Source organism: Patescibacteria group bacterium, from assembly GCA_022563395.1.
Taxonomy (GTDB): Bacteria; Patescibacteriota; Minisyncoccia; order Minisyncoccales; family UBA10102; genus 01-FULL-49-22b.
The window spans coordinates 568,405-591,853 of sequence record JADFNM010000001.1 but is presented as its reverse complement, the minus strand read 5'-3'; the positions used below and the strand labels follow the sequence as shown (position 1 = coordinate 591,853).

19 protein-coding genes and 1 tRNA gene are annotated in these 23,449 nt (G+C 45.6%); 6 read left to right on the top strand and 14 right to left on the bottom strand.

The window, feature by feature from the left end; all coding sequences use genetic code 11:
• Nucleotides 1-7: 7 nt before the first annotated feature.
• Nucleotides 8-577 (bottom strand): signal peptidase I, encoded by a 570-nt coding sequence (gene lepB, locus IH982_03285; protein MCH7828852.1) that lies wholly within the window; start codon nucleotides 575-577, stop codon nucleotides 8-10.
• Between the two features lie 207 nt (nucleotides 578-784).
• Between lepB and IH982_03280 the strand changes: the two genes are divergently transcribed.
• Entirely contained in the window at nucleotides 785-1,345 is a 561-nt protein-coding gene (locus IH982_03280) for an aminoacyl-tRNA hydrolase (GenBank protein ID MCH7828851.1), read from the top strand.
• Between the two features lie 66 nt (nucleotides 1,346-1,411).
• Here IH982_03280 and IH982_03275 read toward each other — a convergent pair whose 3' ends face one another.
• Nucleotides 1,412-1,975 (bottom strand): hypothetical protein, encoded by a 564-nt coding sequence (locus IH982_03275; protein ID MCH7828850.1) that lies wholly within the window; start codon nucleotides 1,973-1,975, stop codon nucleotides 1,412-1,414.
• Nucleotides 1,976-2,108: 133 nt separating this feature from the next.
• Between IH982_03275 and IH982_03270 the strand changes: the two genes are divergently transcribed.
• The gene (locus IH982_03270; GenBank protein ID MCH7828849.1) at nucleotides 2,109-4,073 is read left to right on the top strand and encodes a DEAD/DEAH box helicase; all 1,965 of its coding nucleotides are present in this window, start codon (nucleotides 2,109-2,111) and stop codon (nucleotides 4,071-4,073) included.
• Between the two features lie 44 nt (nucleotides 4,074-4,117).
• On the opposite strand, the gene IH982_03265 is transcribed toward IH982_03270, so the two are convergent.
• On the bottom strand, nucleotides 4,118-5,311 hold the full coding sequence (locus IH982_03265; GenBank protein MCH7828848.1) for an aminotransferase class I/II-fold pyridoxal phosphate-dependent enzyme: 1,194 nt from the start codon (nucleotides 5,309-5,311) through the stop codon (nucleotides 4,118-4,120).
• 135 nt (nucleotides 5,312-5,446) lie between these two features.
• Here IH982_03265 and topA point away from each other — a divergent pair, with 135 nt between their 5' ends.
• The 3 genes from topA (at nucleotide 5,447) to IH982_03250 (ending at nucleotide 9,689) form a co-directional block, all read left to right on the top strand.
• A complete protein-coding gene (topA, locus tag IH982_03260) occupies nucleotides 5,447-7,543 on the top strand; it encodes a type I DNA topoisomerase (GenBank protein MCH7828847.1) in 2,097 nt (698 codons plus the stop codon).
• Between the two features lie 12 nt (nucleotides 7,544-7,555).
• Nucleotides 7,556-7,639: transfer RNA gene (locus tag IH982_03255), tRNA-Leu, on the top strand.
• 10 nt (nucleotides 7,640-7,649) lie between these two features.
• Nucleotides 7,650-9,689, top strand: coding sequence for a fibronectin type III domain-containing protein (locus tag IH982_03250; GenBank protein MCH7828846.1), 2,040 nt, complete (start codon nucleotides 7,650-7,652; stop codon nucleotides 9,687-9,689).
• 265 nt (nucleotides 9,690-9,954) lie between these two features.
• Here IH982_03250 and IH982_03245 read toward each other — a convergent pair whose 3' ends face one another.
• The 11 genes from IH982_03245 to IH982_03195 all read right to left on the bottom strand — a co-directional run bounded on the left by IH982_03245 (nucleotide 9,955) and on the right by IH982_03195 (nucleotide 22,580).
• Nucleotides 9,955-10,410: a phosphatase PAP2 family protein gene (locus tag IH982_03245; GenBank protein ID MCH7828845.1), complete on the bottom strand. Its 456-nt coding sequence runs from the start codon at nucleotides 10,408-10,410 to the stop codon at nucleotides 9,955-9,957.
• Nucleotides 10,403-11,239, bottom strand: a complete 837-nt coding sequence (locus IH982_03240) for a bifunctional 5,10-methylenetetrahydrofolate dehydrogenase/5,10-methenyltetrahydrofolate cyclohydrolase (GenBank protein MCH7828844.1) — start codon at nucleotides 11,237-11,239, stop codon at nucleotides 10,403-10,405. The genes IH982_03245 and IH982_03240 overlap by 8 nt, the downstream gene beginning before the upstream one ends.
• Before the next feature lie 94 nt (nucleotides 11,240-11,333).
• Nucleotides 11,334-12,668, bottom strand: coding sequence for a serine hydroxymethyltransferase (locus IH982_03235; GenBank protein MCH7828843.1), 1,335 nt, complete (start codon nucleotides 12,666-12,668; stop codon nucleotides 11,334-11,336).
• Nucleotides 12,661-13,863: an MFS transporter gene (locus IH982_03230; protein ID MCH7828842.1), complete on the bottom strand. Its 1,203-nt coding sequence runs from the start codon at nucleotides 13,861-13,863 to the stop codon at nucleotides 12,661-12,663. Before IH982_03230 ends, IH982_03235 begins: the two co-directional genes overlap by 8 nt.
• A gap of 6 nt (nucleotides 13,864-13,869) precedes the next feature.
• Complete coding sequence (locus tag IH982_03225) at nucleotides 13,870-14,460, bottom strand: threonylcarbamoyl-AMP synthase (protein MCH7828841.1); 591 nt, start codon at nucleotides 14,458-14,460, stop codon at nucleotides 13,870-13,872.
• Nucleotides 14,461-14,897: 437 nt separating this feature from the next.
• Nucleotides 14,898-15,590, bottom strand: coding sequence for an NTP transferase domain-containing protein (locus IH982_03220; protein ID MCH7828840.1), 693 nt, complete (start codon nucleotides 15,588-15,590; stop codon nucleotides 14,898-14,900).
• A 31-nt stretch (nucleotides 15,591-15,621) separates the two neighbouring features.
• Nucleotides 15,622-16,596: a phosphotransferase gene (locus IH982_03215; GenBank protein MCH7828839.1), complete on the bottom strand. Its 975-nt coding sequence runs from the start codon at nucleotides 16,594-16,596 to the stop codon at nucleotides 15,622-15,624.
• The gene (locus tag IH982_03210; GenBank protein ID MCH7828838.1) at nucleotides 16,593-17,708 is read right to left on the bottom strand and encodes a hypothetical protein; all 1,116 of its coding nucleotides are present in this window, start codon (nucleotides 17,706-17,708) and stop codon (nucleotides 16,593-16,595) included. Before IH982_03210 ends, IH982_03215 begins: the two co-directional genes overlap by 4 nt.
• Before the next feature lie 61 nt (nucleotides 17,709-17,769).
• Nucleotides 17,770-18,237 carry a GNAT family N-acetyltransferase gene (locus IH982_03205; GenBank protein ID MCH7828837.1) on the bottom strand — a complete coding sequence of 156 codons (468 nt, stop codon included), beginning with the start codon at nucleotides 18,235-18,237 and terminating at the stop codon, nucleotides 17,770-17,772.
• Between the two features lie 51 nt (nucleotides 18,238-18,288).
• The gene (glmS, locus tag IH982_03200) at nucleotides 18,289-20,121 is read right to left on the bottom strand and encodes a glutamine--fructose-6-phosphate transaminase (isomerizing) (protein ID MCH7828836.1); all 1,833 of its coding nucleotides are present in this window, start codon (nucleotides 20,119-20,121) and stop codon (nucleotides 18,289-18,291) included.
• Nucleotides 20,122-20,168: 47 nt separating this feature from the next.
• On the bottom strand, nucleotides 20,169-22,580 hold the full coding sequence (locus IH982_03195) for a leucine--tRNA ligase (protein MCH7828835.1): 2,412 nt from the start codon (nucleotides 22,578-22,580) through the stop codon (nucleotides 20,169-20,171).
• A gap of 56 nt (nucleotides 22,581-22,636) precedes the next feature.
• Here IH982_03195 and IH982_03190 point away from each other — a divergent pair, with 56 nt between their 5' ends.
• Nucleotides 22,637-23,446, top strand: coding sequence for an A/G-specific adenine glycosylase (locus IH982_03190; GenBank protein MCH7828834.1), 810 nt, complete (start codon nucleotides 22,637-22,639; stop codon nucleotides 23,444-23,446).
• Nucleotides 23,447-23,449: the final 3 nt, after the last annotated feature.

Below are 23,449 nucleotides of genomic sequence, written 5' to 3'. Positions count from 1 at the left end.
ATAGTATTTAGTAAGCTTCTTTTGGAACAATCTCTTTTGCAAAAGCCTCCAGAGAAAAGACGTTAAAGAGTACCTTGCCCACAATGAGTTCTTTTGAAAGAACTCCCCACTTCCGGGAATCTGAAGAAAAGGGCCTGTTGTCTCCCAATACAAAGTATTCTTGTTTTTTTAAGTCAATGCGCGCAGAACCCGGGGTTGTAAGGTCAAGAGGAAGATATATTGATTCATCCAAAACAACGGCATCTCTTTGACCCTCCTCTTCTCCATATACCAGCACCTTACCGTCTTTCACCTCCACGGTCTCTCCTGGCAGTCCCACGATTCTCTTAATGAAACGCTGGGAAAGGTCAAAAGGAAACTTCAAGACAATAACCTCGCCCCGTTCAGGAGAGCGCAAGCGGTAGGAAAGCTGGTCTACTATAAGGTAGTCTCCGCTGTGATAGTTTGGTTCCATGGAATCTCCCCTAACCAAAAATGGCTGGAACACAAAAACCCGGAGGGGCACCACGATAACCAGGGCAATGATAACCACCTTGGCCACCTCAAAACCAAACTGGAAAAGTCCTTTCATATTCATAGCTGTGCCTCATTATACTGTATCATTATGGTGAATTCAAGTGCTCCTTAACGGAAATTAAGGAATCCTTAGTCTTGCTAAGGAAATAATGATACATTATATATACGGTCACACAGTTTCCCCCGACCCCCCTTCTTTTCAAAACCCTCGGTTTTGAATAATTTCCTACACGGGGGAAACTGAAAATTTAAATACTTTAAATTTTTTATGTATCTCATTGTAGGACTGGGAAACCCAGGAAAGAAGTATGCAAAGACCCGTCACAACGTTGGCTTTTTGGTATTGGATGAGTTTCAAAAAAAATATGGCTTCCCCGAATTCTCTCTTTCAAAGAAGCATGCTTCTTTGGTCTCTGAGGGCATCCTTAACGAGACTAAGGTAGTATTGGCAAAACCGCAGACCTTCATGAATAATTCTGGCAAGGCAGTGCGATCCCTCTTGCCTAAATCTCGTTTAGGAGCTCCTAAACGAGATTTAGGAAACATTCAAAACCTCATCGTGATACATGATGATATTGATATTCCTTTGGGAAAAGTGAAGGTTTCTGAAAATAGGGGGTCTGCAGGACACAAGGGAGTTGATTCCGTTATCCAAGCTTTAAGAACAAAGAACTTTACCAGAATGCGAGTTGGCATTCAGCCCGCAAAAGGAAAACCCAGCAACGTTGAGACTTTTGTCTTAAAACCTTTTTCTCAAGAAGAGAAAGCACTTCTCAAATCAAGCATTGCCGTTGCGAGCCAAGCCATCCTTAAATTACTGGAACAATAGAAAGGCCGGGATCTCGAAAGATCCCGGCTCTTTTGGGTTCCAGCCTTAGGCTGCCGGAACATTTTGTCACCTTGTCTTTCTCTTAGACCGCTCTTTATCAGGAATCAAATCTGAAGCGCCTGGGACTTTCTTTGCCCATTTCTTTACTGTTTTGGGCATTACTCCGTAATGTTTAGCAGTTCCCTCAAGCCCACGTTTTCGCAGAGATTTACGCAAGTCGCCATCAGATAGCTTCTTGCTCCTTCCTCTTTTCTCCTCCTCCAGAAGAGACTTAATGGGAATTGGTTTGCCAAGATAAGAATGGACTTTCCTCCTTCTTGTTTCTTTTGCGACAGGAATTGCTAGAGAAACTGGGTGGTCAAGATTGAACGAAAGCTTTCGTTGCTCAGGAGTCGGCAAAAGCTGAAGGGCTGTGCCTCCCTGTTCTGTTTTTCTGCTTGGCAGTCTACTTTGTAGTTGGAACTGGTCTGCAAGCTGTTTCACTGATGTTCTCGTATCGTCTCCCACCCAGACGTAGAAGCTTTCTCCTATTATCTCCCATTGCGTTTTTGCAATTGCAGCAATAAGGAGGAAGGCTCGGCGTACGCGGGGAGAGTTGGATCCACTGAAAACAAGTATTCTGTTGCTCATGCCTTTCCTCCTTTCCGTTGTGATTTTCAAGGTGCAATTGACTTCCCTTGCTCTTTTATTACACTAGAGATGTGTGGGATTGTCAACCAGCCCCTCTATGAAAATATGGGGGTTTTTGTTATACATGGTACGGATGCCACTAACATCCAAATCAATCAATAGAGTATTAATAGTAGCTATCACCCCATACTTTGTAGAAAAGGGGTGGCTTTGGTTTGAAGAAAACTTTTCTCGCATTCTCAAGGCACGACAGACCCAACCCTTTTTCCAGGAAAACACCCTGCTCCTAGAACAAGGCTCAAAGGGGGGTCTGACCCCCCTTTTGAGGCGGTTGGACGAACTGGGATATGAGAAGGTGTTTGGGGTTAGAGATCCCGGAGAGTTTTCACACCAGGGTGGAACCGTAGAGGTATTCCCTTTAAGCAGAAAGAATGCCCTGCGAATTGAGTTTATAGGAAACAAGATTGAAGAGATAGAAGAACTTCCCGTTACCACAGAGGAAAAATCTTCCCTCGCAGTTCTCAAAAAGCGCCTCCAGTCCCAAAGGGCATTTTCAGACATTACCGGACTTAAAGAAAATGAGTACGTGGTGCACCTAGACCATGGGGTAGCAAAGTTCACAGGCATTACAGAAATACGAGAACAGCCCTACTATATTCTTGAATATGCAGCAGGAGACAAGCTCTTTTTGCCCAAAGGATTGGAAAAAAAGCTCTCAAGATATGTTGGCTTCAGAGAACCCAAGGTATCCCGTCTGGGTTCTCCTTTTTGGATAAAGACCAAACGAAGAATCAGAGAAGAGGTAGAGAAACTCGCAAGAGAACTCTTAGAGCTGTATGCCGCAAGGGAGGTTTCTTTAAGGCCTTCCTACAATCCTCCAGACGAACTTTCGCGCAGGGTGGCGTCTTCTTTCCCCTACCAAGAAACGCCAGACCAGCTCCAAGCACTAAAGGATATTGAGCAAGACCTCTCAAAAGAAGAACCCATGGACAGAATCGTATTGGGAGACGTAGGGTTTGGCAAAACAGAGATTGCCTTGCGCACCATGGTCCATGCAACAGAACAAGGGTACCAAGCAGCAATGCTTTCCCCTACCACCATTTTGGCTCACCAACATTTCCAGAACTTCAAAGAACGTTTAAAAGATCTTCCCTTAAAAGTGCAGTTGCTCTCGCGCCTGCAAACAAAAAAAGAACAAGAAGAGATTCTGCAGGAAATACAGGAGGGGAAGGTAGACATTATTGTTGGGACTCACCGGCTTCTTTCCTCGGACGTGAAGTTCAAAAACCTCGGCCTTCTTATCATTGACGACGAGCAAAGATTTGGGGTGAAGCAAAAAGAAAAGCTGCGAGAACTTAGAACTTCTCTGGACGTACTCTCCCTTTCTGCAACCCCCATCCCAAGAACCCTGTATATGTCTTTGTCTTCTTTGAAAGGTATGAGTATGGTACAGACGCCCCCCGAGGGAAGGTTTCCGGTTCAAATGTCTGTGCAAAAAAGGAACAGCAAGATCGTAAAAGAAGCAATAGAAAGAGAGCTTAAGCGAGGCGGGCAGGTCTATTACCTCCACAACCGGGTTGGGACCATTGGCATGGTAAAGAAAGCTTTGCAAAAGCTTCTGCCCAAAGCAAAGATTGGAATTATACACGGCAGGCTTCCAGAAAAAGAAATGGTACGCGTCATGGAGGATTTCCAGCAAAGGAAATATGATATTCTGCTTGCCACCACCATTATTGAAAATGGGCTGGATCTTCCCAATGTGAATACCTTAATTGTGGAAGACGCAACAAAGTTGGGGCTTTCCCAGGCCTACCAGATTAGGGGACGCATTGGAAGGTCACACACAGAATCTTTTGCTTACTTCCTGCACGGCGCAAAACTCACAGACAAGGCAAAGCTCAGATTGCAAGCTTTAAAAGAGGCAGGAGAGCTTGGTTCTGGGTACAAGATTGCCCTGCGGGACATGGAGATTAGAGGAGCAGGAAACATTCTGGGAAAGGAACAATCCGGCAACATGAACGCCGTCGGTTTAAACTTATATTGCCAAATGTTGAGTGATGCGGTAGAAAAACTCAAAAGAAAAGGGCAGCCAACGTAGTACGCTGGTTGCCCATTGTGTCGATAGCCGTGCCGACGAGTGTGCTACTCGTAGGAAACAGCGGCCTTTTGGAATCCCCTCACGATGTCGGGGAGCATCGCCTCCACATCCCCGCACACCGCATAGCGGATATAGTCGGGGTTGAAGTGCACTCCGGTGACGCCTGTCTCCTCGATCATGTGGAAGTTGAACTGTTCTGCATCCAGCACCGGTTCTCCGAACGCTATCTTGGGCACTTTCCATAGAGTGAAGAACCCGGCTCCTGGCTGCACCGCCAGCTCCATGCCCTGTGCTTTGAGTGCGGAGATGAGCAGAGAGATACGTCTGGCATAGGTCTCACGAACCGAGACCACGCTCGCCATGCCGTCTTGAAGGGCGGCCAGCGCGCCCGCTGCCATAGGGGCCACAAACCCGCTATCTGTATTCCCCTTGATGGTGGCAATATCCTTAACAAAATCCGGGGACCCCGCGATGGCCCCAACTCGCCACCCCGTGCCGTTGCCGATTGCCTTGGAAGCAGAGAACGCCTCCGCCCACGAAAGGTCCGGGTAGTCAGGCGCCACCTCAGAGAGCGTGCACGCTTCCTTGGTGTGGGCCAGCATGGCGTATGCAGCATCGTTGAAGATGCGTATACCGTTCTTCTGACAAGAGGCGCAGATCTCCTGCCACCACTCGCGGGTCGCCACCTGCCCTGACGGGTTATGCGGATAGTTGAGCATCAAGAGCTCCGCTGTGATGTCCTCGGAAGCGAACCGAAACTCGTTCTCGGGAGTCAGGAGAAGCTGCGTAGTTTCCACACCAAGGTAGGAACACCAGTCAGCAGGCGTTGGGTACCCAGGTCTGGTCATGGTGCCCACATTGATATCGCGTCCGGCAGCGCCGCATGCCAATGGAATGAGCCCAAGCATGGGTTTGATACCAGGGATTGGAAGGAACGTGACGTCCTCTCCGCCTAGATCTCGCTTGACGTGGAGCTGAACAAACTTCCTGGCAAAGTCCGGCACACCAGGACTTCCGTTGTCTTGGTACTCGTGCATGGACTCTTCCTTGCTCATCACCGCCTGGGCCGCCACCATCCTAGCAACCAAAAACGCAGGACCCGTGGGCTGCCCAATGGCAAGGTTCAACACCTTAATCCCGCGCGCTTCAGCCTCGGCCCGCTTGGCCTTGACTGCCTGAAAGAGATTTTGTTTTCCTTCGGGCAGCCATGACCGCCGTTCAATAGTCTTTTGGGTCATCGTTGCACCTCCAGAATGTTCTTTTCGAAGCTTCCCTTTCTGTATTCAGTTGACAACGAACCAAAACTGGTTGAAGCTTACCGAGAACCCTCTGATTTGTCAACAAGGATAAAATGATACTATACTAAAACCATTATGCGCCTTGTCATAGTAGAATCACCAACAAAAGCGAGAACCTTGGAGGGCTTCTTGGGAAAAGAATATAACGTGCAGTCTTCGTTTGGACACATAAGAGACCTTCCAAAAGGGAAGCTTGGCATTGATGTTGAAAAAGACTTTGAGCCAACCTATGTCATCCCCACCAAGGCAAGAAAGACAGTCACCTCTTTAAAAAATGCTGCAAAGAAGGCAAAAAAGGTAATCCTGGCAACAGATGAAGACCGAGAAGGTGAAGCCATTGCCTGGCATTTGGCTGAAATCCTGGAGTTAAAAGAGCCAGAACGTATTGTGTTCCATGAGATTACCAAACCCGCCATTCAGGAAGCACTAAAAAACCCGCGGAAAATTGATGAAGACCGAGTAAATGCCCAGCAGGCAAGGAGAATATTAGATAGACTGGTAGGATACAAACTTTCTCCTTTTCTTTGGAAAAAGGTTTCAAGAGGATTATCAGCCGGAAGGGTACAGTCTGTTGCAGTCAGAATTTTAGCTGACCGAGAACAGGAAATTAAAAAATTCAAGGCGCAAGAATATTGGAGCATTGAAGCTGACCTTCAAAAAGAAAAGAAAGTGTTCAGAGCCATATTGCAAAAAAGAGGAGAAAAAATCTTCGAAAAGCTCGGCATCCAAGACAAGAAAGAAGCAGATGCAATTTTAAAGGATCTCAAAAAAGCAGAATACAAGGTCCAGGAAGTTGAGCGAAAAGAAGTGAAACGAAATCCCCTGCCTCCTTTTACCACCTCCACACTGCAACAGGCCGCGGGACAAAAGTTCCATTTCCCAGCAAAGTTTACCATGCAGCTTGCCCAGCAGTTATACGAGCAAGGACTCATTACCTATCATAGAACAGACTCTTTGAATCTATCCCAACTTTCTTTGAGTTCTGCAAAAGCGTTTATCCAGAAAACCTACGGTAAAAATTACTGGCCAGGCTTTCAGAGAACCTTCAAAACCAAATCCCGGGGTGCCCAAGAAGCGCATGAAGCAATACGCCCCGCCTTCGCCAAGGCTTCGACGGGCAAGCCCGCCTTTGCAACTCTTGAATCCTCGGGTCTCGTGGGCCCCAAGTTAAAACTGTATGAACTTGTTTGGCAAAGGTTCATTGCTTCTCAAATGTCTTCTGCGCTGGTAGATGCTACCAGTATAGATATTCTGGCTTCTGCCAAAGGCGGACCCGCCTCTGGAGGGGGTAATTACATCTTTCGCGTAACAGGACAGATGTTGAAATTTGAAGGATATCTTAAGGTATATGAAATGAAGTTTGAGGAAGCAGACCTCCCCACAATGCAAAAAGGAGATATCCTTTCTTTAAAAGAACTGCTTTCCTTGCAGCACTTCACCCAACCCCCTGCAAGATACACGGAGGCCTCTTTAATTAAAATCTTGGAAGAACACGGCATCGGAAGACCCTCAACCTACGCTCCTACTCTCTCTACCATTCAAGAAAGAGGATATGTGGAAAAAGACGAGAAAAGAAGACTGTTTCCCACCGAGCTTGGAACTACAGTTAACGATCTCTTAATGCAACATTTCCCCGACATCGTGGACCTAAAGTTTACTGCAAATATGGAAGAGGGCTTAGACGATATTGCAGAGGGAAAAAAAGACTGGGTTCCCATGCTACAAGAATTCTACAAGCCCTTTGACGTGAACCTTCAAAAAAAGTATGAGGAGGTTCAAAAAAAAGACCTGGTGGAAGTTGTTAAAGACAAGGACTGCCCAGAGTGTGGAGCCCCTATAGTGATACGTTTTGGTAGGTACGGCAAGTTCTATGCCTGCTCTAAGTTCCCTGAATGCCGGCACACGGAGCCCTTAGAAAAGAACAAACCAAGGTCTCTAGACATTATTTGTCCCAAGTGTAAGAAGGGTGAATTAGTGGAAAAACGAACTCGTCGAGGCAAGATATTCTATGCCTGTAATCAGTATCCTGACTGCGATTATGCCCTATGGTACAAACCCACGGGAGAAATATGCAAAAACTGTGGAAGTTTGCTGGTACAAGGCACAAAAGACACAATTAAGTGCTCTAATAAAGGGTGTTCTGGTTTGCAAAAAAAGAAAAAATCAGTATAATTGTAAGAAAATGCCTGGGTGATGGAACTGGCAGACATGCGGGACTCAAAATCCCGTGGTGGCAACACCGTGTGGGTTCAACTCCCACCCCGGGCACAACTACCATATGAATCAAAAAGGATTTGTAAACATAGCGTTCATTATTTTGATCGTCGTGTTGGCGGGTGCTCTGGGATTTATATTTACTAGCTTGTCGCCATCAAGTGTTTATGCCATTGCCCCAAAAACACAATGCGAAACTGGCACTTGCAAATTCAAGATGGCTACTTTGTTGATTAGTATTCCTGGTTTTCCAGCAACAGAGGGCAATATTCAAGATTTGAAAACAGCTGTAAATTTGTTTGAAGGTAAATGGAACAGCATAACTCCCGGAAGTCAAATAGATGCAACAGACTTTTATCAGTTTGAATATAAACCGACTCCTGAACGTGGTACAGGTCCTGGATACTGGCGTGCTGCAATCCCCCAGTTTTACAGAGAGAATCCAGACAAAAAAGATACTTATGATTTCATAACTATTGCAGACACTTGGACAGAAGGAACATGGTTTTGCGACCATAAGATTATACCTCATCGTCTTGACGTCGAGATATCTTCAGAAAACTTTTGCGGTGACGGTGTAAACACGTGTAGATTTAAGGGGCTGAACTGGCTAGCGAACATAAATAAGCTGTGTGGTGCATTAGTCCAAGATATTTATTGGAAAGCCAGCGTTTTAATGCGGGAAACTGTCCACCAATGGGGTGTAATTATGGGGGATTTTTCAAATTCTAATCCTCTTGGACTTACGGATAGCTTGGGTTCTCATTATGGTCGTAATACAGTCGCAAATGACTTTTTAAATCTAGGTAAAGATTTTTATTTAAAGAATACAAATGGAAAATATGAAAATCTTGGGCTAACTTACCAACAGTTCTTTGAAGCTGCCAGCTGGCATGATATGACTCTGTTCCAGATGGGTCTAATAGACAGAGGCCAAGTAAGTGCAATAGATAAAGTAACTACATGCGACTTAACGGGCTGCTCTTTTGAATCATTCACAATTGACGAGGTTTTTCCTAAAGACAATGCACTAATGAAAGAAGGAGTACTTCCTAGTAATCATGATAGCGATAGAGATGGTATATTGAACTGGGCTGAATTACAGGGTGTGTTAGGATACAAAACGAACTTTTTAACCGCCGATACTGATGGCGATGGAGTAGATGATTTAACTGAAATACAAAACGGTACAAATCCATTAGTTGATCCAAATGCTCCTCCTCCCCCTCCTCCCGCTCCGACCGTAGACCCATTCACCATCGACTCAATCTCCAACATCAGTATTTCCAATCTTACAGAATCTACTGCAAGTATTAACTGGAGTACCAATGAGCCCGCAGATGGCCAAATTGAATTTAGCACTTCTCCCTGTCCCTGCTCAAACAACACACCCCTTGTTTCAAGTCTCATCACAACCCATGTCATCAATCTCTTCACTCTCACCGCAAACACAACCTATTACTACAGGATTAAATCAAAGGATACCGCGGGAAACCTTATTATAAGCACAACACAAACATTTAAGACGGCTGCAGTTCCTCCTCCCCAAGACATTCTTCCTCCGGTGCGCTCAAGTGCATTACCATCGGGAACACTGACTTCTGGAATTACACAGACAAATATTTCCCTTACAACCAATGAATCAGCAACCTGCCGATATTCAGCAGCCGCAGGCACAGCATATGATTCAATGACAAATACTTTTCGCAGGCATTGGGGGAATATCTATTCAACTCTCATCACCAGCCTTACCGACAAAAGTTCTTACACTTTCTATGTACGCTGCAAAGACACAGCGGGCAACAAAAATACAAGTGATTATTCTATTTCATTCTCCGTAGCAGCTACCTCCTCTGCAGGATATGATACGACCACACCTACATCCACACCTACGCCTGCACCTACGCCCACAATCAACCAAGATCCACAATTGAATACTCAGCCCCAGCAATCCAATCAATCCCAGCCAGCCCAATCTCCTTTGCGTCGCTGGCTGCCGACAATCATCGGCATTAGTATTGTGATTATAATTTTAGTTGCTGGAGCGGCGTTGGCATATCGAATACTCCGAAACAAACCTTCTGATCCACCAACACAGGAGTAGCCAACAGTAACAACTCCCGTAGAGTTTCCGAAGGCAGAAAAGAGAGTGAAAGATAAAACCGCAAATTGGAAAACGTATAAAAACAAGGGGGTTGGGTTTGAATATCCTGATGGTTGACATTATGATGGGGATCCCGGTGGAAACAATCGGTCCCTTATTTGTCTCAACCCTTCCTCGTTCCTCACTTGGTCGTGGTAACTTTTATCAGGACCTTATTTTTTAGGGGTTATAGATTGCTAGACTCGGTTGAGCAATGAATACTGCACTATTTAAAAAACCTCCGAGAGAGCTGAACAACGAGAAATGCTGAGGCAATCCCGATTACAGCTCCTCCAATAATATCAGAGGGCCAGTGGAGAAAGGCAAATACCCGAGCTGAAGTAAGAACTGCGGCTCCCAGTAGGAACAAAGCTCCTGCTGTTTTGTTATAGAAAAAGAGAATGGTTCCAAGCGCAAAAAAGAAGGTTGCGTGGCCAGAGGGAAAAGAAGCAGAAGCTGCGTGTTCAATTAAGGGAGTAATGTTTTGTTCAACAAACGGCCTTGGTCTTTCCCAAAAGAACCGTATGAGCTCGGTGATAATGCCTCTGGAAAGTAAGGCTGCAAGAAAAGACTCCCACAAAAATTTGGGGTATCTCTTTTTATTCTCCCACCAAAACACCAAAATCCCGGCAATGAGGATATGTGAAAGATATTCTCCAAGAAAAACGATGATATCAGTCATTGAGTAAGAAAAGATTTTTAAATAAACAAGCAACGGTCAAAGGGCCAACGCCTCCCGGGACAGGGCTCAGGAAGCTTGCCTTTTTTGAAACACTCTCAAAATCTATATCCCCCTTTATCATGTTAGACCTCGGAGGTCTAACATATTCCACCGAGGTTCCAGCATCAATCACCACAGCTCCCTTTTTTATCATCTTGCCTGTTATCAAACCTGGCTTTCCTACTCCGGAAATGACGATGTCCGCTTTTGAAATCAACTGGGAAGCGTTCCTTGTCCCTTTCTGAACCAAAGAAATGGTGGCTCCCTGTTGAACCAGCCACAGAGCAGTAGGCAAGCCCACCAACCTGCCAACTCCCACCACGGCAACCTTTGTACTCTCCAGGTTTTTCTTGGCTTTTTTAAGCAATAAACCAATTGCAGCAACTGTGGGAGGCAAAATGGGCAGAGTTCCCAGGACAAAATCCGAGAAGGAAGCTGAAGACAGCACATCCACATCTTTTTCTATGGGGATACAGTCTAAAACACGCTGGGTATTCAACCGCCTTGGCAGAGGAAGCTGCACTATCATGCCAGAAACCTTTTTGTCTTTGCCCATCTTTTTTATCTGTTGCTCAAATTTCGTTTGAGAGACATTTGAGGGGAGAACAACGAAATGGAATGTAACACCAAGCTCTTTGGCAACCTTTCGCTTCTCTTCCACATACTTTAAAGACACTGGATTCCCCCCAACCTGAACTACAACAAGAGAGAGTCTTTCCCTCGTTTTCTTCTTTTTCAGATTACTGAGAATCCGCCGAGCTATTGTTTCACCAGAAAGAATGTGGACCATAATGCAGTATCCTAAACTTAATCTCATTAAGTCGTTCAGACCCTGAAGGGCTTCAGACCCGAAGGGGCGTGGATAACTAAACGAGATTAAAGAATTAATATGGAAGGGGAAACTTGCTGCAAAGTTTCTTTACCTGCTTTTTTACATCCTTAAGCTTTTGGTTCTCTGCAATGTCTTTCTTGAACTGCTTGAGATACGCAATGCGTTCTTCTTTTGTTTCTGGAAGCTGATAACCTTTTACTTCATGGATAACCTCTGCAATCCATTTTCCAATCTGTGCCATCTCTTTTTCTTTCATGCCTCTTGTCGTAATGGCAGGAGTGCCCAAACGAACACCGCTTGGATAAAAGGGAGAGGAAGGATCTTTGGGAATGGTGTTCTTGTTTACTGTGATTCCGGCCTTATCTAAGGCATCTTGCGCAAACACCCCAGTCCCCTTTCCAAATGGGGTAAGGTCAACGAGTATCATGTGGTTGTCTGTCCCTCCGGAAACCAGGTGCAGCCCTTCTTCTTTTAAGGATTCAGCTAACGCCTTTGCATTTCTCACAATCTGCTGGCCGTACTCTTTAAACTCCGGGGTCATTGCTTCTTTCAAGGCAACGGCAATGGCTGCTGTCTGGTGGTTGTGGGGACCGGCCTGAATACCAGCCGGAAACACTGCTTTATCCACCTTCTTTGCCAAATCTGCATCCTTATCCAACCCCTTCTGGGTCACCATAATAATGGCACCCCTAGGACCACGCAGGGTCTTGTGCGTGGTGGTGGTAATGATATGCACAAAAGGAACGGGACTTGGATGAGCCCCAGCGAGAACCAACCCTGCAACGTGAGCAATGTCGGCTACCAAATACGCTCCCACTTCATCTGCAATCTCTGCCATTTCTTTAAAAGGAAAGAGCTTGGGGTAGGCAGAAGCTCCCACCCATATTAACTTTGGCTTATTCTTTAAAGCTGCGCTGCGAACTCTCTCAAAATCAATAGAGCCATCCTGCTCAACATAGTATGGGACACTTTTGTAGAATCGTGCGGAAAAGGTGCCTTTTGCTCCATGCGTAAGGTGACCTCCGTCAGCCAAGTTCTGGCCCATAATAACGTCTCCTGGCTCACATACCGCAAGATATACGGCGCTGTTTGCAGGAGCCCCAGACAAAGGCTGCACATTAGCATGGGGCACACCAAAGGCCTTTTTTGCTCTCTCTTGGGCCAAGCTCTCCACCTTGTCTATAATCTCGTTTCCCGCGTAGTATCTCTTACCAGGGTATCCTTCTGAATACTTGTCGGTAAGTATGGAACCTAAAGCCTCCAGCACCGCAAGCGAGGTATGGTTTTCTGAAGGAATCATTTCCAAGCCGTCTCTTCTCCGCTGCAGCTCTTCTTTAATGAATCCTGCAATTTTTGGGTCTTGTTGTTGTAAGTTTTTTTTATCCATGGCGATTAAAAGAAAATGGGAGCTTTCCAGAAAACATGAACCCAAGAGACAAAACTGCTGCTACAAAGAACACAGCCTGAAGAGGGAGGTTCGGAACAATCCAAAACGCGGCGGCGGCAAGAAGCAAAAATACTCCCCTGGAGACGCCCTGTATGATTTGTCTATTCACCACAAACTCATCTGTCTCCGGTCCCTTTGCTGCAGCTCGTTCGTAAAAGAAGGTTCCAAAGGGCACAGCGGCAGCGGACCTGGAAATGCGATAGAGGGTGTGCGCAAGGAGGGCATCGAAAGTGGTACCCACAAAGAACTTAATAACCCAAGAAATCCCAGTCCACAAAGCTCCAACGTTCAAGAGCCAGGGGCGCTCTTGTGTGTCTGACACCTTGCCAACATATAACATAAACAGGGCCGAGATAACCAAGGCAAAGGAGGAAATAGCTCCCATTGCATCAAAAGAGGTTGCCAAAAGAAACATAAACAAGGGCCAGAATAAAAAGGCAATGACAGTCTCCACTGAGTTTGCCGCAAATCCAATACTGGGAAGTACATTCTCTTTTTTCCACATCCTTTTCCAGGCTTCTTTGTAAGAATCGGTGTATACCTCATGGGTTTCCTTAGAGTAAAACAGGGGAATAGTAGAAGCCAAAAGTACTACAAGAACCATCATAAAAAGCACGGGGTACCCGAACACAACAAGTATCCATCCTCCAATAACAGGAGCTACAATCATGGGAAACAGTTTCATGACGTTGAGCTTTCCCACATCCCCTCCTCTGCTCTGCCTTGAGGAAAACCTGGCAAAGTCCGTATCAAAGGCAGTCCAAAACAAAAGCATGGCGAAAACCGCCAAAATGATGGCAAGGGGCAGAAGCCATAAGGACTGCGGCAAGAAAAACAAAGCAAGGTAATAGCTAAAGTATAAAAAGAGACTGATAAGAATAGTCTTGGTGGGCCCTATTTTTCCCATAATCATTCCACTAAACGGAGCTAATACTCCATACATGCCATAGATAACGGCAAAAAACAAAATGGTAAGGGGCAAGGATTCTCCAAAAAACAGATAGATATAAATTGGCTCAAACAAAAGCACCATGCCCAAAGCCAGGTTGCGAATAGCAATAGCAATGTAGAGCTTCGTAACGTCGCGCTTTAAGAGGTACTCAAAGTAATGATGGAAATCTAAAGGAAGAACCATAAGAAACTATTTACGTAAGACTTTTGGCTTTATTCCTGTAATATCGAGCACTTTTGAGGGGTGAGAACGAGAGAGTTTACCGGCATCAAACATTATATCTGGCTGCTGCCTTCTTTTTTGAAACTGCACTATCACCTTCTTGCTCTCAAACAAAGAAGGTTTCCCTGCAAGGTTGGCTGAAGTCCCGGTAAGAGGTCTACTAAGGTTCGCTAAAAGCTGCTGAACAAAGGCATACTTTGGAATGCGAAGACCAATACGCTCTGCAGTCCCAGTTTCTCTGGGCAGCTTTCCCCTGCTTTTCAGCACAAGAGTCACCTTTCCCGGCCACACTCTTCTCATATACTTTTCTTGCAAGAAAGAGACCTTTGCAAGGGTCTTTGCCATGGCAATGTCCTTTACAAAGATGGGCAGAGGTTTTCCCTTCTCTCTTCCCTTCACTAAAAACACCTTTTGTACAGCTTTCCTGCTCGTGGCGTCTGCCAACAAACCATAGACCGTATCCGTGGGGCAAACAAGCACCTTTCCTTTCAAAAGCGCCGCTGTTGCTTTCTTGACTACTCTTGGAAAATCCTGTTGAGAAAGTAAGGAGGATTGCATACAGTAGTTCCTGAACAAAATTAAGGTTTTCCTTAATTTTGTTTAGGAGATATGCGATGATTTCTTTTTTAGTATATCAGTTTTCTTTGGAAAAGAAAAAGGGGCGTCGTCTGCGCTCGGGGGAGCGAGAGAAACGACGCCCGGGATCGGGGGCCCCGCGCGGACGCTTTGCAGCGGGGCTCTATACGGCGCACACCTGTGCGCGCCTTCAAAGGGACGAGAGATGGCCCCCGCCAAACGAACGGGAACTCAAACATCCGACCTGGCCTGTCTGGAAGGTGGAAAGGACTCGCGGCCAGGGGCCATCTCAGAAACTAATCAAGTGAACAAGCGTTATATCACTTTACCGTAGTAAATAACCCTGTCAATGGTGGAAAACTTTTAGGCAAAATAAGGGCCCTTCATAGGGCTTAAGATCAAAGATACCCCCTGACAAACTATATCAATCTTTGTTTGCTCGGGTTGAGCGTAAGACGGGCTTCACGCAGATTCTCTGGGTTGGAAATGGGCTGCCAACGGTCGGTTACATGAAACGCAAGGCGCTTGCCCTTTTTTAAAAGGTGTTTGATGTAGTCGGTAAACTCATATTCTCCTCTTTTTGATTTCCTTAACTTTGTGCGAAAAACAGAAGGATTTAAAAAATACATGCCTGCGTTCACAAAACTACTCTTGGGATTTTTTGGCTTCTCTACAATACCCGTAACCCATTTGCCCTTTGTTTGAACCACTCCAAATTGAGAAGCATTTTTCATCTTCCCCAACAATAGGGAAGGACAGTATTTTATAACCTCAAGAATATCGCGCCTATAATACATATCATCTCCATATAATAAGAGAAAAGGGCCTTTGAGATACGGAAGGGCTTTTTGCGCAGCGTCCCCCGTGCCCAGTTGCTCTTTTTGCCACGCATAGGTAATCTTTATCCCCTTGTAATTGTCCCGAAAAGATTTCTGGATGAGCTTACCCCTGTATCCCACCACAAGAATCACTTCGTCCACAATGCCTTGCAGCTGGTCAATGGTGTGCTCTAAAATTCTTTGCCCCCCAATTTGCAGAAGAGGTTTTGGAAGCTTTGAGGTTAAGGGCCGCATGCGCGTACCCTTTCCTGCTGCCAGAATTACTGCTTGCATAGTTTGTAATTAGCTTTTTGGATCTAGTAACTCATGACTGCATAATCTGGTGGTGTAGTTCTATTTGGTTTCGGGCGCGCGTAAGATTGTGTTCTCGTCTTGTTGCAAAGTGCGCTGCATCCCAGCCAAAATAGGAATCCTCAAAATAATCTTGCAAAAAACGCATTGCAAGCTCAGTTGTAATCAACCTCAATGCCTGAGGGATAAGCTGGCGTTCCATCTCGGTAAGTATTGCAGAACTCCTATATCCTTCCACGGCAGCATTGTAGAAAGTGCGGTCAAAGACAGGCTTGGTATCTTCGTCTTCTCGGTTACACCAGCTCCGCAGCGCATCCCCTATATCTACCAATTTGGTGTGATTCATGCAAGTGTCAAAATCAATAAGACCACACACACTATCTTTATCAAAGAGAAAGTTGGAGATCTTGGGGTCTCCATGCACAATCTGGCGAGGAAGATTGGACGGCAGGAACTCTTTGGGCATATGCTCTGTAATGTATGCTGTGTCTTTGGCAACAGGTACAAAGAGCGGAGTCTCTTTGTATTTCAAAACAACTTCATTGAATTGCTCAAAAAGGTAGGGGGTGTCATGAAAACGAGGAATTGCTCCACTGCATTCGTAAGAGAATTCCGCAAGGGATGTATGAAACCCTCCCAAGAACTGCGCTGCCGCATAGGCCTCCTCTGCAGACTGAACTTTAGAGTGACTGGAACCTGGCAAACGTGACATTGCGCGCCACAAGGAACCATCAGAGGTCCTATACCATGGATTCCCTTCCTTTGTTACAAAAAACTCTGGCACCGCCATTCCCCGCACCCTCACGTAATCAGTGATTACTTTTGCATCTTGGCAAGTTTCTGGCTTTATGATCTGATGCAATCGCTGAAAGACAAAATCTCCCTCTTTTGCCTGTACAAAAAACGTTTGATGAAGTAAGCCAGGGGGAGCAGAAATCACTCCAAGGGGCGGTGTCAACCCAAATTGCACTGCAACCTCTTCTTTCATATTTTTAGCAACGCCGCAAGGATTAAGCTATAATCTCCACCGTGCATGACTGATATATAAGGAATGTTGTTTTCTATACAATACATTTCAGCTGAGGTGCCTTTTTGTGCAAAAAAGATGCTGTCATCTCCGATGAATACGTCAGAGGACCTATCCCCAACATGGGTCAGTATGAAGGGTTTGTCATTGAATAATCTCTCCCCTAAAAGATGCGCGGTTGATTCCTTACTAATTTTCTTCCCTTCTTCGTCGCGGAACATAATTTCTGCCCCAAAGTCATCGTGAACAAAAACTTCCCATGGAGCTGGCAGAATCTTACTGAAAAAACTCTTCATGTCTTTAGGTGAGTAATCTTCTTTATCAATGTGATCAACCCAAAGTGCGATCCTGTCTTTTTCAAGCGCCAGCCTCACCGAATGCAGTGTGAACACAGTGCGAAGGACTCTATCAATTTCTTGAATATATGGTTGCTTGCAGGGAAATATGATCCTGTCGTCATCCCAGACAAAATCCTGCTCGTTTTGCAAAGATTGGAAGATATCCTTAGTCGTAATTTTCTTGCCCTTGAGCAAAAGATGGTTTACGAGATTCGCACGCCGAAAACCTTCCGCTTCAAAAAAAACACCGGTAATTCTTGAGGATTTATTTCCCTGTACCCCAATCTTTAAATTTTCTCGTGCCACTTCCCGATAAAGGATTTCCTTCATGCGATACACCTCCTGCATTGCAATGGGGCTTACTTCTTGTACTTCTCCCTTCCAGTCCCATACCATGCCAAGCTCCCCAACAATATGCAAATAAGGAGCCTGGAGGCGTTGGTCGCGAAAACGCGCAAGAGTCGTCATGTCCCAACCAGACACCAAAGCTTTTTGTATGTTGTCTTTTTCAAGTACGCCGATTGCTTCCTGGATTCCCGTAATTGGATGGAGCGCCGTATCTCGCGTACTTGTCAGGGGACCATTCATATCATAACAAACAAGTATGAGAGCATCGTGCTCTATGTGCAACCCCTTTGTACGTGCAATAGATAAAACCTCTTCAGCTTTTCTTTGAATGTATGCGTCCTGGAAGCCAAGCTTTGCGATAACTTTCCTGAGATTTGGAGTAATCATGAAAAATACCCAGATAGAATGAGAACTGGGGTGGGGGGCCCCAGTTCTTTATGCGAAACAACTACAGATTTCTCGCGACCATGATGACTTCGTTTCCCCTAAATAGGTCGTGAATCGTAGCCTCTACCTCAGCCCCAAGAGTATCACGATAGAGGCGTTGCGCCTCGTTGTCTGCGGCTGTAGTCACCTCAATGAGCTTGATGGTGCGCCCTTGGAGCGCAAGCCTCTCCTTGAGCTGGGGAAGGGTTTGCTGGATAAGTGTCCTACCTCCACCCCTTCCTCTCTGAGAGGGTATAACCGCTATCTGCTCAAGCTCGAGCACTGCCTCCTTGCGGAATCCTCCCTTTTCCAACCAGAGGATGTATCCTTCAACCTGCCCCTCTTCGTCTATAAGAACAAAGTAGGAGGTCCGGGGCGCAGCTTTCCAATTGGCCTCAATCCACTCTCGTGCATCCGTCAAGGTGCTGTTATCCTCGGGGAAGCACTCTTTGTTCAGCTGGGCGACGATGCCAAGGTCTTCTTTCCGCATTGACCTCACGGTAAACATTAAGTGTCCCCCCTTTCTTTTGGATATATCAGCTTACTCTACCGTCACTGACTTTGCAAGGTTCCTTGGCCTGTCTACATCGTATCCTTTCAATACTCCCATATAATAGGCAAAGAGCTGTAAGGGAATAACAGAAAGAATAGGGGTAAGCATTTCTAGGGTTTTTGGGATATAGATTACGTCATCTGCAATGGATGCAATATCTTTGTTGCCTTCAGTGGCAATTGTAACCACCGGCCCCTTTCTTGCTTTTATTTCTTGAATATTAGAAATCATCTTTTCATACACAGAATCTGAGGGAACAATGGCTATGGTGAGAAAATCTTCATCAACCAAAGCCAAGGCGCCATGTTTCAGCTCTCCTCCAGCTATGCCTTCTGCGTGTACATAAGAGGTTTCCTTGATTTTCAAAGCGCCTTCCAAGGCAATAGGATAATTGTACTTGCGTCCTATAACCCAAAGGTTCGTTACCTCTTTGTATTTTTCTGCGATTCTTTTTACTTCCTCGTCTCGCTCCAGAATACTTTTGACAAGTTCGGGTATGCGAGAAAGTTCCTTTGCAATGCGTTGTCCCATCACAAGAGAAAGCTGGCGCTGTCTTCCCAAAAACAAAGTAAGAAGGGAAAGAACCGCAAGCTGGGCAGTAGAGGCCTTGGTAGAGGCAACTGCAACTTCTGGTCCAGCATGAGTGTACACGCCTACATCCACCTCTCTTGCAACAGAAGAGCCCACCACGTTTACGATTCCCACCGTAGGGCTCCCTTTCCGCTTTGCTTCTTTAAGGGCAGCTAGCGTGTCTGCTGTTTCCCCAGACTGAGAGATAGCAATGGTAAGTGTTCTCTTGTCGATAACTGGTTTTCGATACCGAAACTCAGAACCAATGTCCACCTCACAGGATAAGCCTACATACTCTTCAATCATGTACTCCCCAACTCTCCCCATAAAAGAAGCAGTGCCACAAGCTAAAATCTGTACGCGCTCAATTTCTCTGAGCTTTTCTTCCATATCCTCAAGCCCACCAAGCTTTGCAGTACCCTCTTGTGCAACCATTCTCCCTCGTAAGGCATTTTGAATGCTCTCTGGCTGCTCCATAATTTCTTTGAGCATGAAATGCGCATATCCGCCCTTTTTGGCATCCTCCAAGCTCCAATCAATCTTTTCTGCTTGCCTTGATACATGGTTTTGTCGGTAGTCCTGAATAGAGAAGCTTTCTGGGGTCAATACCGCAAGCTCACCATCTTCCAAATACACCACCTTGTTGGTATGGGTAATGACCGCAGAAGGGTCGGAGGCTGCCAGATACTCGTCTTTTCCCAGGCCAATGAGCAGGGGGGCGGAGTATTTTGCTAAGACCAGTTTTTCTGGATCGTCTTTTGCAATGATTGCCAAGGCGTACGCTCCCCGAACCGAAGACAAGGCTTTTCTTGTTGCTTCTTCCAGATTTCCTTCAAAGAACTTTTCTATTAAGTGAGGAATTACTTCGGTGTCTGTTTCAGAAACAAAAACATGGCCTTCTTTTGAAAGCTCTTCTTTGAGCTGGCGGTAGTTCTCAATAATTCCGTTGTGCGCCACCCATATATTTTGCTTACAGTCAGTGTGAGGATGACAGTTTTCTTCTGTCACTCCCCCGTGGGTGGCCCACCTGGTATAGAAGAGAAAAGGGCTGCCTTTCAGATTCATTCCCTGGAGCTTTTCTTCAAGGTTCGCCACCTTTCCTACCGCTTTTACCGAATCCACCTCTTTTCTGTCTTTGTTGTACACCGCCATGCCAGCTGAATCATACCCCCGGTACTCCAGGCGCTTTAAAGCCTCCATGCCAATGCGAATATCTGTGCTGTGACCAATGTAACCAACAATTCCACACATATGAATATCTCCTTAATGAAATTAAGGATTCCTTAATTTCATTAAGTTTAATACGATACAAGATTTAGTAATCTTCCTTTCACAAACACCACGTTCTTTGGCTTTCCCGTGGGGAACCATTTCTTTACCTTTTCTTGCTGCAGCGCCCGAGCAACAGCCTCCTTTTCTGAAATGCCGGGAGAAACTAAAAGAACTTCTCTGACTCTTCCATTCACCTGTACCACAAGCCGAACAACTTTTTCCTGCAATGCCTTTGGGTCATGCTTTGGCCAAGGTTGGTCATGCACACTTCCCTTGTTGCCAAGTTTTTCCCAGAGTTCTTGCGTTAAATGAGGGGCAAAAGGCGAAAGAAGAATGAGTAAAGTATCTGTCTCTTCTTTTGTTGGATTGCTGGATTTTTGAAGGGCATTAAAATATTCCATGCAAGCTGCAATTGCGGTGTTATATCGCAGATTCTCTAGGTCTTCAGTAACTTTCTTGATTGTTCTATGCCGCAAGGCCTCATTTCCTAAATCTCGTTTAGGATCTCCTAAACGAGATTTAGGCACAAATACCCAGAGACGGTTGAAAAACCGGGAGATGCCAACGATTCCCCTGTCTGACCAACCTCCCCCATCTGCCAGAGGACCCAGAAACATTAAATAGGTACGCACCGTGTCTGCGCCGTACTTTACAAAGTACTCGTCTGGGTTCACCACGTTCCCTCTGGATTTGGACATCTTTACCCCGCCTTTGGTGATTAAACCGTGGGCGCGGAATTTCTCAAAGGGTTCCTCAAAAGAAATGTGTCCCATGTCTTTTAGGGCCATAGTAATGAATCTGGTGTACAAGAGGTGCAAGACAGCGTGCTCGTGCCCTCCAATGTACATATTCACAGGAAGCCACTTCTTTACCCTTACCTTATCAAAAGGTTTTGTTTTAAACTCGGTTGAGGGATAGCGGAAAAAATACCAGGCTGAATCTAAAAACGTGTCTGAAACATCTGTTTCCCTCTCAGCTGGCCCTTTACATTGAGGGCACTTGGTTTTCACAAAGCTCGCAACGGAAGCCAAGGGCGACTTACCCGTGCCAGAAGGTCGAAAATCCTTTACCTCGGGTAACTTTACCGGAAGGTCTTTTTCTGGAACCGGAACCGTGCCGCATTTTGCGCAATAGATAATAGGGATGGGAGACCCCCAGTAGCGCTGACGAGAGATAAGCCAATCTCTGAGGTGGTACGTTACTTTCCGCCCGCCCTGTCCTTTCCTGATAAGCCACTCCATCACTTTTGCTATTGCTTCCTTTGAGGTCAAGCCTGTAAATGGACCAGAGTCCACTAAGGTGCCATAACCTGTAAAACATTCTTCAAGGCTTAAGATCTTCCGGTCTTTCTCTTTATCTCCTGTGATTACGGTGGGTTTGAGTGGAATGTTATACTTTCTAGCAAATTCGACATCACGCTCGTCGTGAGCATCTCCAAACAAGGCACCTGTTCCATAACCCATTAACACATAATCAGCAATCCAAACAGGAATTTTTTCCTTGTTGAGCGGGTTTATCGCGTACAGGCCCGAGAAAACGCCTGTTTTTTCTTTTTCCTCGGCTTTTCTTTCCAGTTCGGTTCTCTGCTTTGATTTCTCTACATACTTTTGAACCTCTTTTGAGTTTTGGAGGGAAGCTACCATGGGGTGTTCTGGTGCTAAAACAATAAACGTTGCGCCGTAAAGCGTATCGGCACGCGTCGTAAAGACTTCAACCTCATGCTTGGAATTGGGAACTTTGAATTTTATGGTTGTGCCTTCTGCCTTTCCAATCCAGTTTCTTTGCGCGAGTTTGGTCTTTTCGGTCCAGTCAATCCACTCCAAGTTTTTTAATAGGCGGTCCGCATACTTGGTAATGCGAAAAAACCACTGCTCCAATTCCTTTTGCACAACCTGAGTGTCACATCGTTCGCATTGCCCTTCTATAACCTGCTCATCTGCCAGCACGGTCTTGCAAGAAGGACACCAGTCAACAGGGGCTTTCCCCTTATATGCCAGACCTGCTTTGTAGAGTTGCACAAACAGCCACTGGGTCCATTTGTAGTATTCGGGGTCACTGGTAATAACTGCTCTTTGCCAATCAAAAAGAGCTCCCAATTGCTTGAGCTGTTTTGTGAAGTGCGTAATGTTCTTTGCAGTCTGCTCTTTTGGGTGCGTCCCCTGTTTAATGGCAAAGTTTTCTGAATGAATGCCAAAGGCATCAAACCCCATGGGCTCAAACACATCATATCCCTGCATTCTGCGGAACCTTCCATGAATGTCAGAGATGGTAAAGGCATAGACATTCCCTACATGCAGCCCCTCTGCTGAAGGATAGGGGAACATCATTAAGTTATAGTAGGGCTTTTTTGCCTTGTCCAAATCCACCTCCCAGGCCTTCTTTTTCTCCCAGCGTTTCTGCCACTTTGCCTCTATTTTCTCATGCTCGTAGCGCGTCATAATACACAGATTGTAGCCAATCCCCCCTTATTTGTCCATTGTGCTAAAATGGGTTCATGACCATTCCCAAGTTCCAAAAACTCATCTTAGATTCCCGCAAAAAGAACCAAAGGGATATGCCCTGGAGAGAAACCGACAACCCCTACAAGATATTGGTGTCTGAGGTCATGCTTCAACAGACCCAGGTTGCAAGAGTCCTTCCCAAATACAAAGAGTTTCTCAAAGAGTTCCCAACCTTGCAATCTCTTGCAAAAACTCCAGATGGAAAACTCCTTAAAGTTTGGCGAGGCCTTGGATACTGGAAACGTGCCCTTTCTTTAAAGAAAGCTGCAAAGGAGATAATAAAGAGTCATGAAGAAAAGTTTCCTGAAAACCCTAAGGACTTACAAAAACTCCCTGGCATTGGTCCTTACACTGCTGGGGCTATCGCCTGCTTTGCTTTTCAAAACAAAGACGCATTCTTAGATACAAACATCAGAAGAGTATACCTGCACTTTTTCTTTCCAAAAAAGAAAGACGTGTCAGACAAAGAGATTCTGCATATTGCAGAAAAGGCAGTGTGGAAAAAGAATCCTCGACAATGGCACTATGCCCTCTTTGACTACGGGGCAACGGTTCTCAAAGACAAAAAGATAAACAAGCAAAGCAAGCACTATGCAAAGCAAAGCAGATTTGAAGGTTCTCTCCGCTCGTTTCGCACCAAAGTAATGCGCTTTCTCTTAGACCAGCCAAATCAAACTGCCACTGCAAGCAAAATCCAGCGACTGCTCAAAAAAGCGAAGAGCCCCTATGTGCCAGAAAAGATTCTTGCCTCTTTAGAAAAAGATGGCCTCATAAAAAAGAAAAGAAACTTCTATTCCCTCTAATCT

Bases quoted from the DNA above. Each gene is read 5' to 3' on its own strand.
- IH982_03235 (MCH7828843.1), bottom strand. From the start codon at position 12,668: ATGGATAAAAAAAACTTACAACAACAAGACCCAAAAATTGCAGGATTC.
- IH982_03240 (MCH7828844.1), bottom strand. From the start codon at position 11,239: ATGGTCCACATTCTTTCTGGTGAAACAATAGCTCGGCGGATTCTCAGT.
- topA (MCH7828847.1), top strand. From the start codon at position 5,447: ATGCGCCTTGTCATAGTAGAATCACCAACAAAAGCGAGAACCTTGGAG.
- IH982_03230 (MCH7828842.1), bottom strand. From the start codon at position 13,863: ATGGTTCTTCCTTTAGATTTCCATCATTACTTTGAGTACCTCTTAAAG.
- glmS (MCH7828836.1), bottom strand. From the start codon at position 20,121: ATGTGTGGAATTGTTGGTTACATTGGTCACAGCACAGATATTCGCATT.
- IH982_03210 (MCH7828838.1), bottom strand. From the start codon at position 17,708: ATGATTACTCCAAATCTCAGGAAAGTTATCGCAAAGCTTGGCTTCCAG.
- IH982_03205 (MCH7828837.1), bottom strand. From the start codon at position 18,237: ATGCGGAAAGAAGACCTTGGCATCGTCGCCCAGCTGAACAAAGAGTGC.
- IH982_03250 (MCH7828846.1), top strand. From the start codon at position 7,650: ATGAATCAAAAAGGATTTGTAAACATAGCGTTCATTATTTTGATCGTC.
- IH982_03275 (MCH7828850.1), bottom strand. From the start codon at position 1,975: ATGAGCAACAGAATACTTGTTTTCAGTGGATCCAACTCTCCCCGCGTA.
- IH982_03190 (MCH7828834.1), top strand. From the start codon at position 22,637: ATGACCATTCCCAAGTTCCAAAAACTCATCTTAGATTCCCGCAAAAAG.
- IH982_03195 (MCH7828835.1), bottom strand. From the start codon at position 22,580: ATGACGCGCTACGAGCATGAGAAAATAGAGGCAAAGTGGCAGAAACGC.
- IH982_03245 (MCH7828845.1), bottom strand. From the start codon at position 10,410: ATGACTGATATCATCGTTTTTCTTGGAGAATATCTTTCACATATCCTC.
- IH982_03220 (MCH7828840.1), bottom strand. From the start codon at position 15,590: ATGCAAGCAGTAATTCTGGCAGCAGGAAAGGGTACGCGCATGCGGCCC.
- IH982_03215 (MCH7828839.1), bottom strand. From the start codon at position 16,596: ATGAAAGAAGAGGTTGCAGTGCAATTTGGGTTGACACCGCCCCTTGGA.
- lepB (MCH7828852.1), bottom strand. From the start codon at position 577: ATGAATATGAAAGGACTTTTCCAGTTTGGTTTTGAGGTGGCCAAGGTG.
- IH982_03225 (MCH7828841.1), bottom strand. From the start codon at position 14,460: ATGCAATCCTCCTTACTTTCTCAACAGGATTTTCCAAGAGTAGTCAAG.
- IH982_03280 (MCH7828851.1), top strand. From the start codon at position 785: ATGTATCTCATTGTAGGACTGGGAAACCCAGGAAAGAAGTATGCAAAG.
- IH982_03265 (MCH7828848.1), bottom strand. From the start codon at position 5,311: ATGACCCAAAAGACTATTGAACGGCGGTCATGGCTGCCCGAAGGAAAA.
- IH982_03270 (MCH7828849.1), top strand. From the start codon at position 2,109: ATGCCACTAACATCCAAATCAATCAATAGAGTATTAATAGTAGCTATC.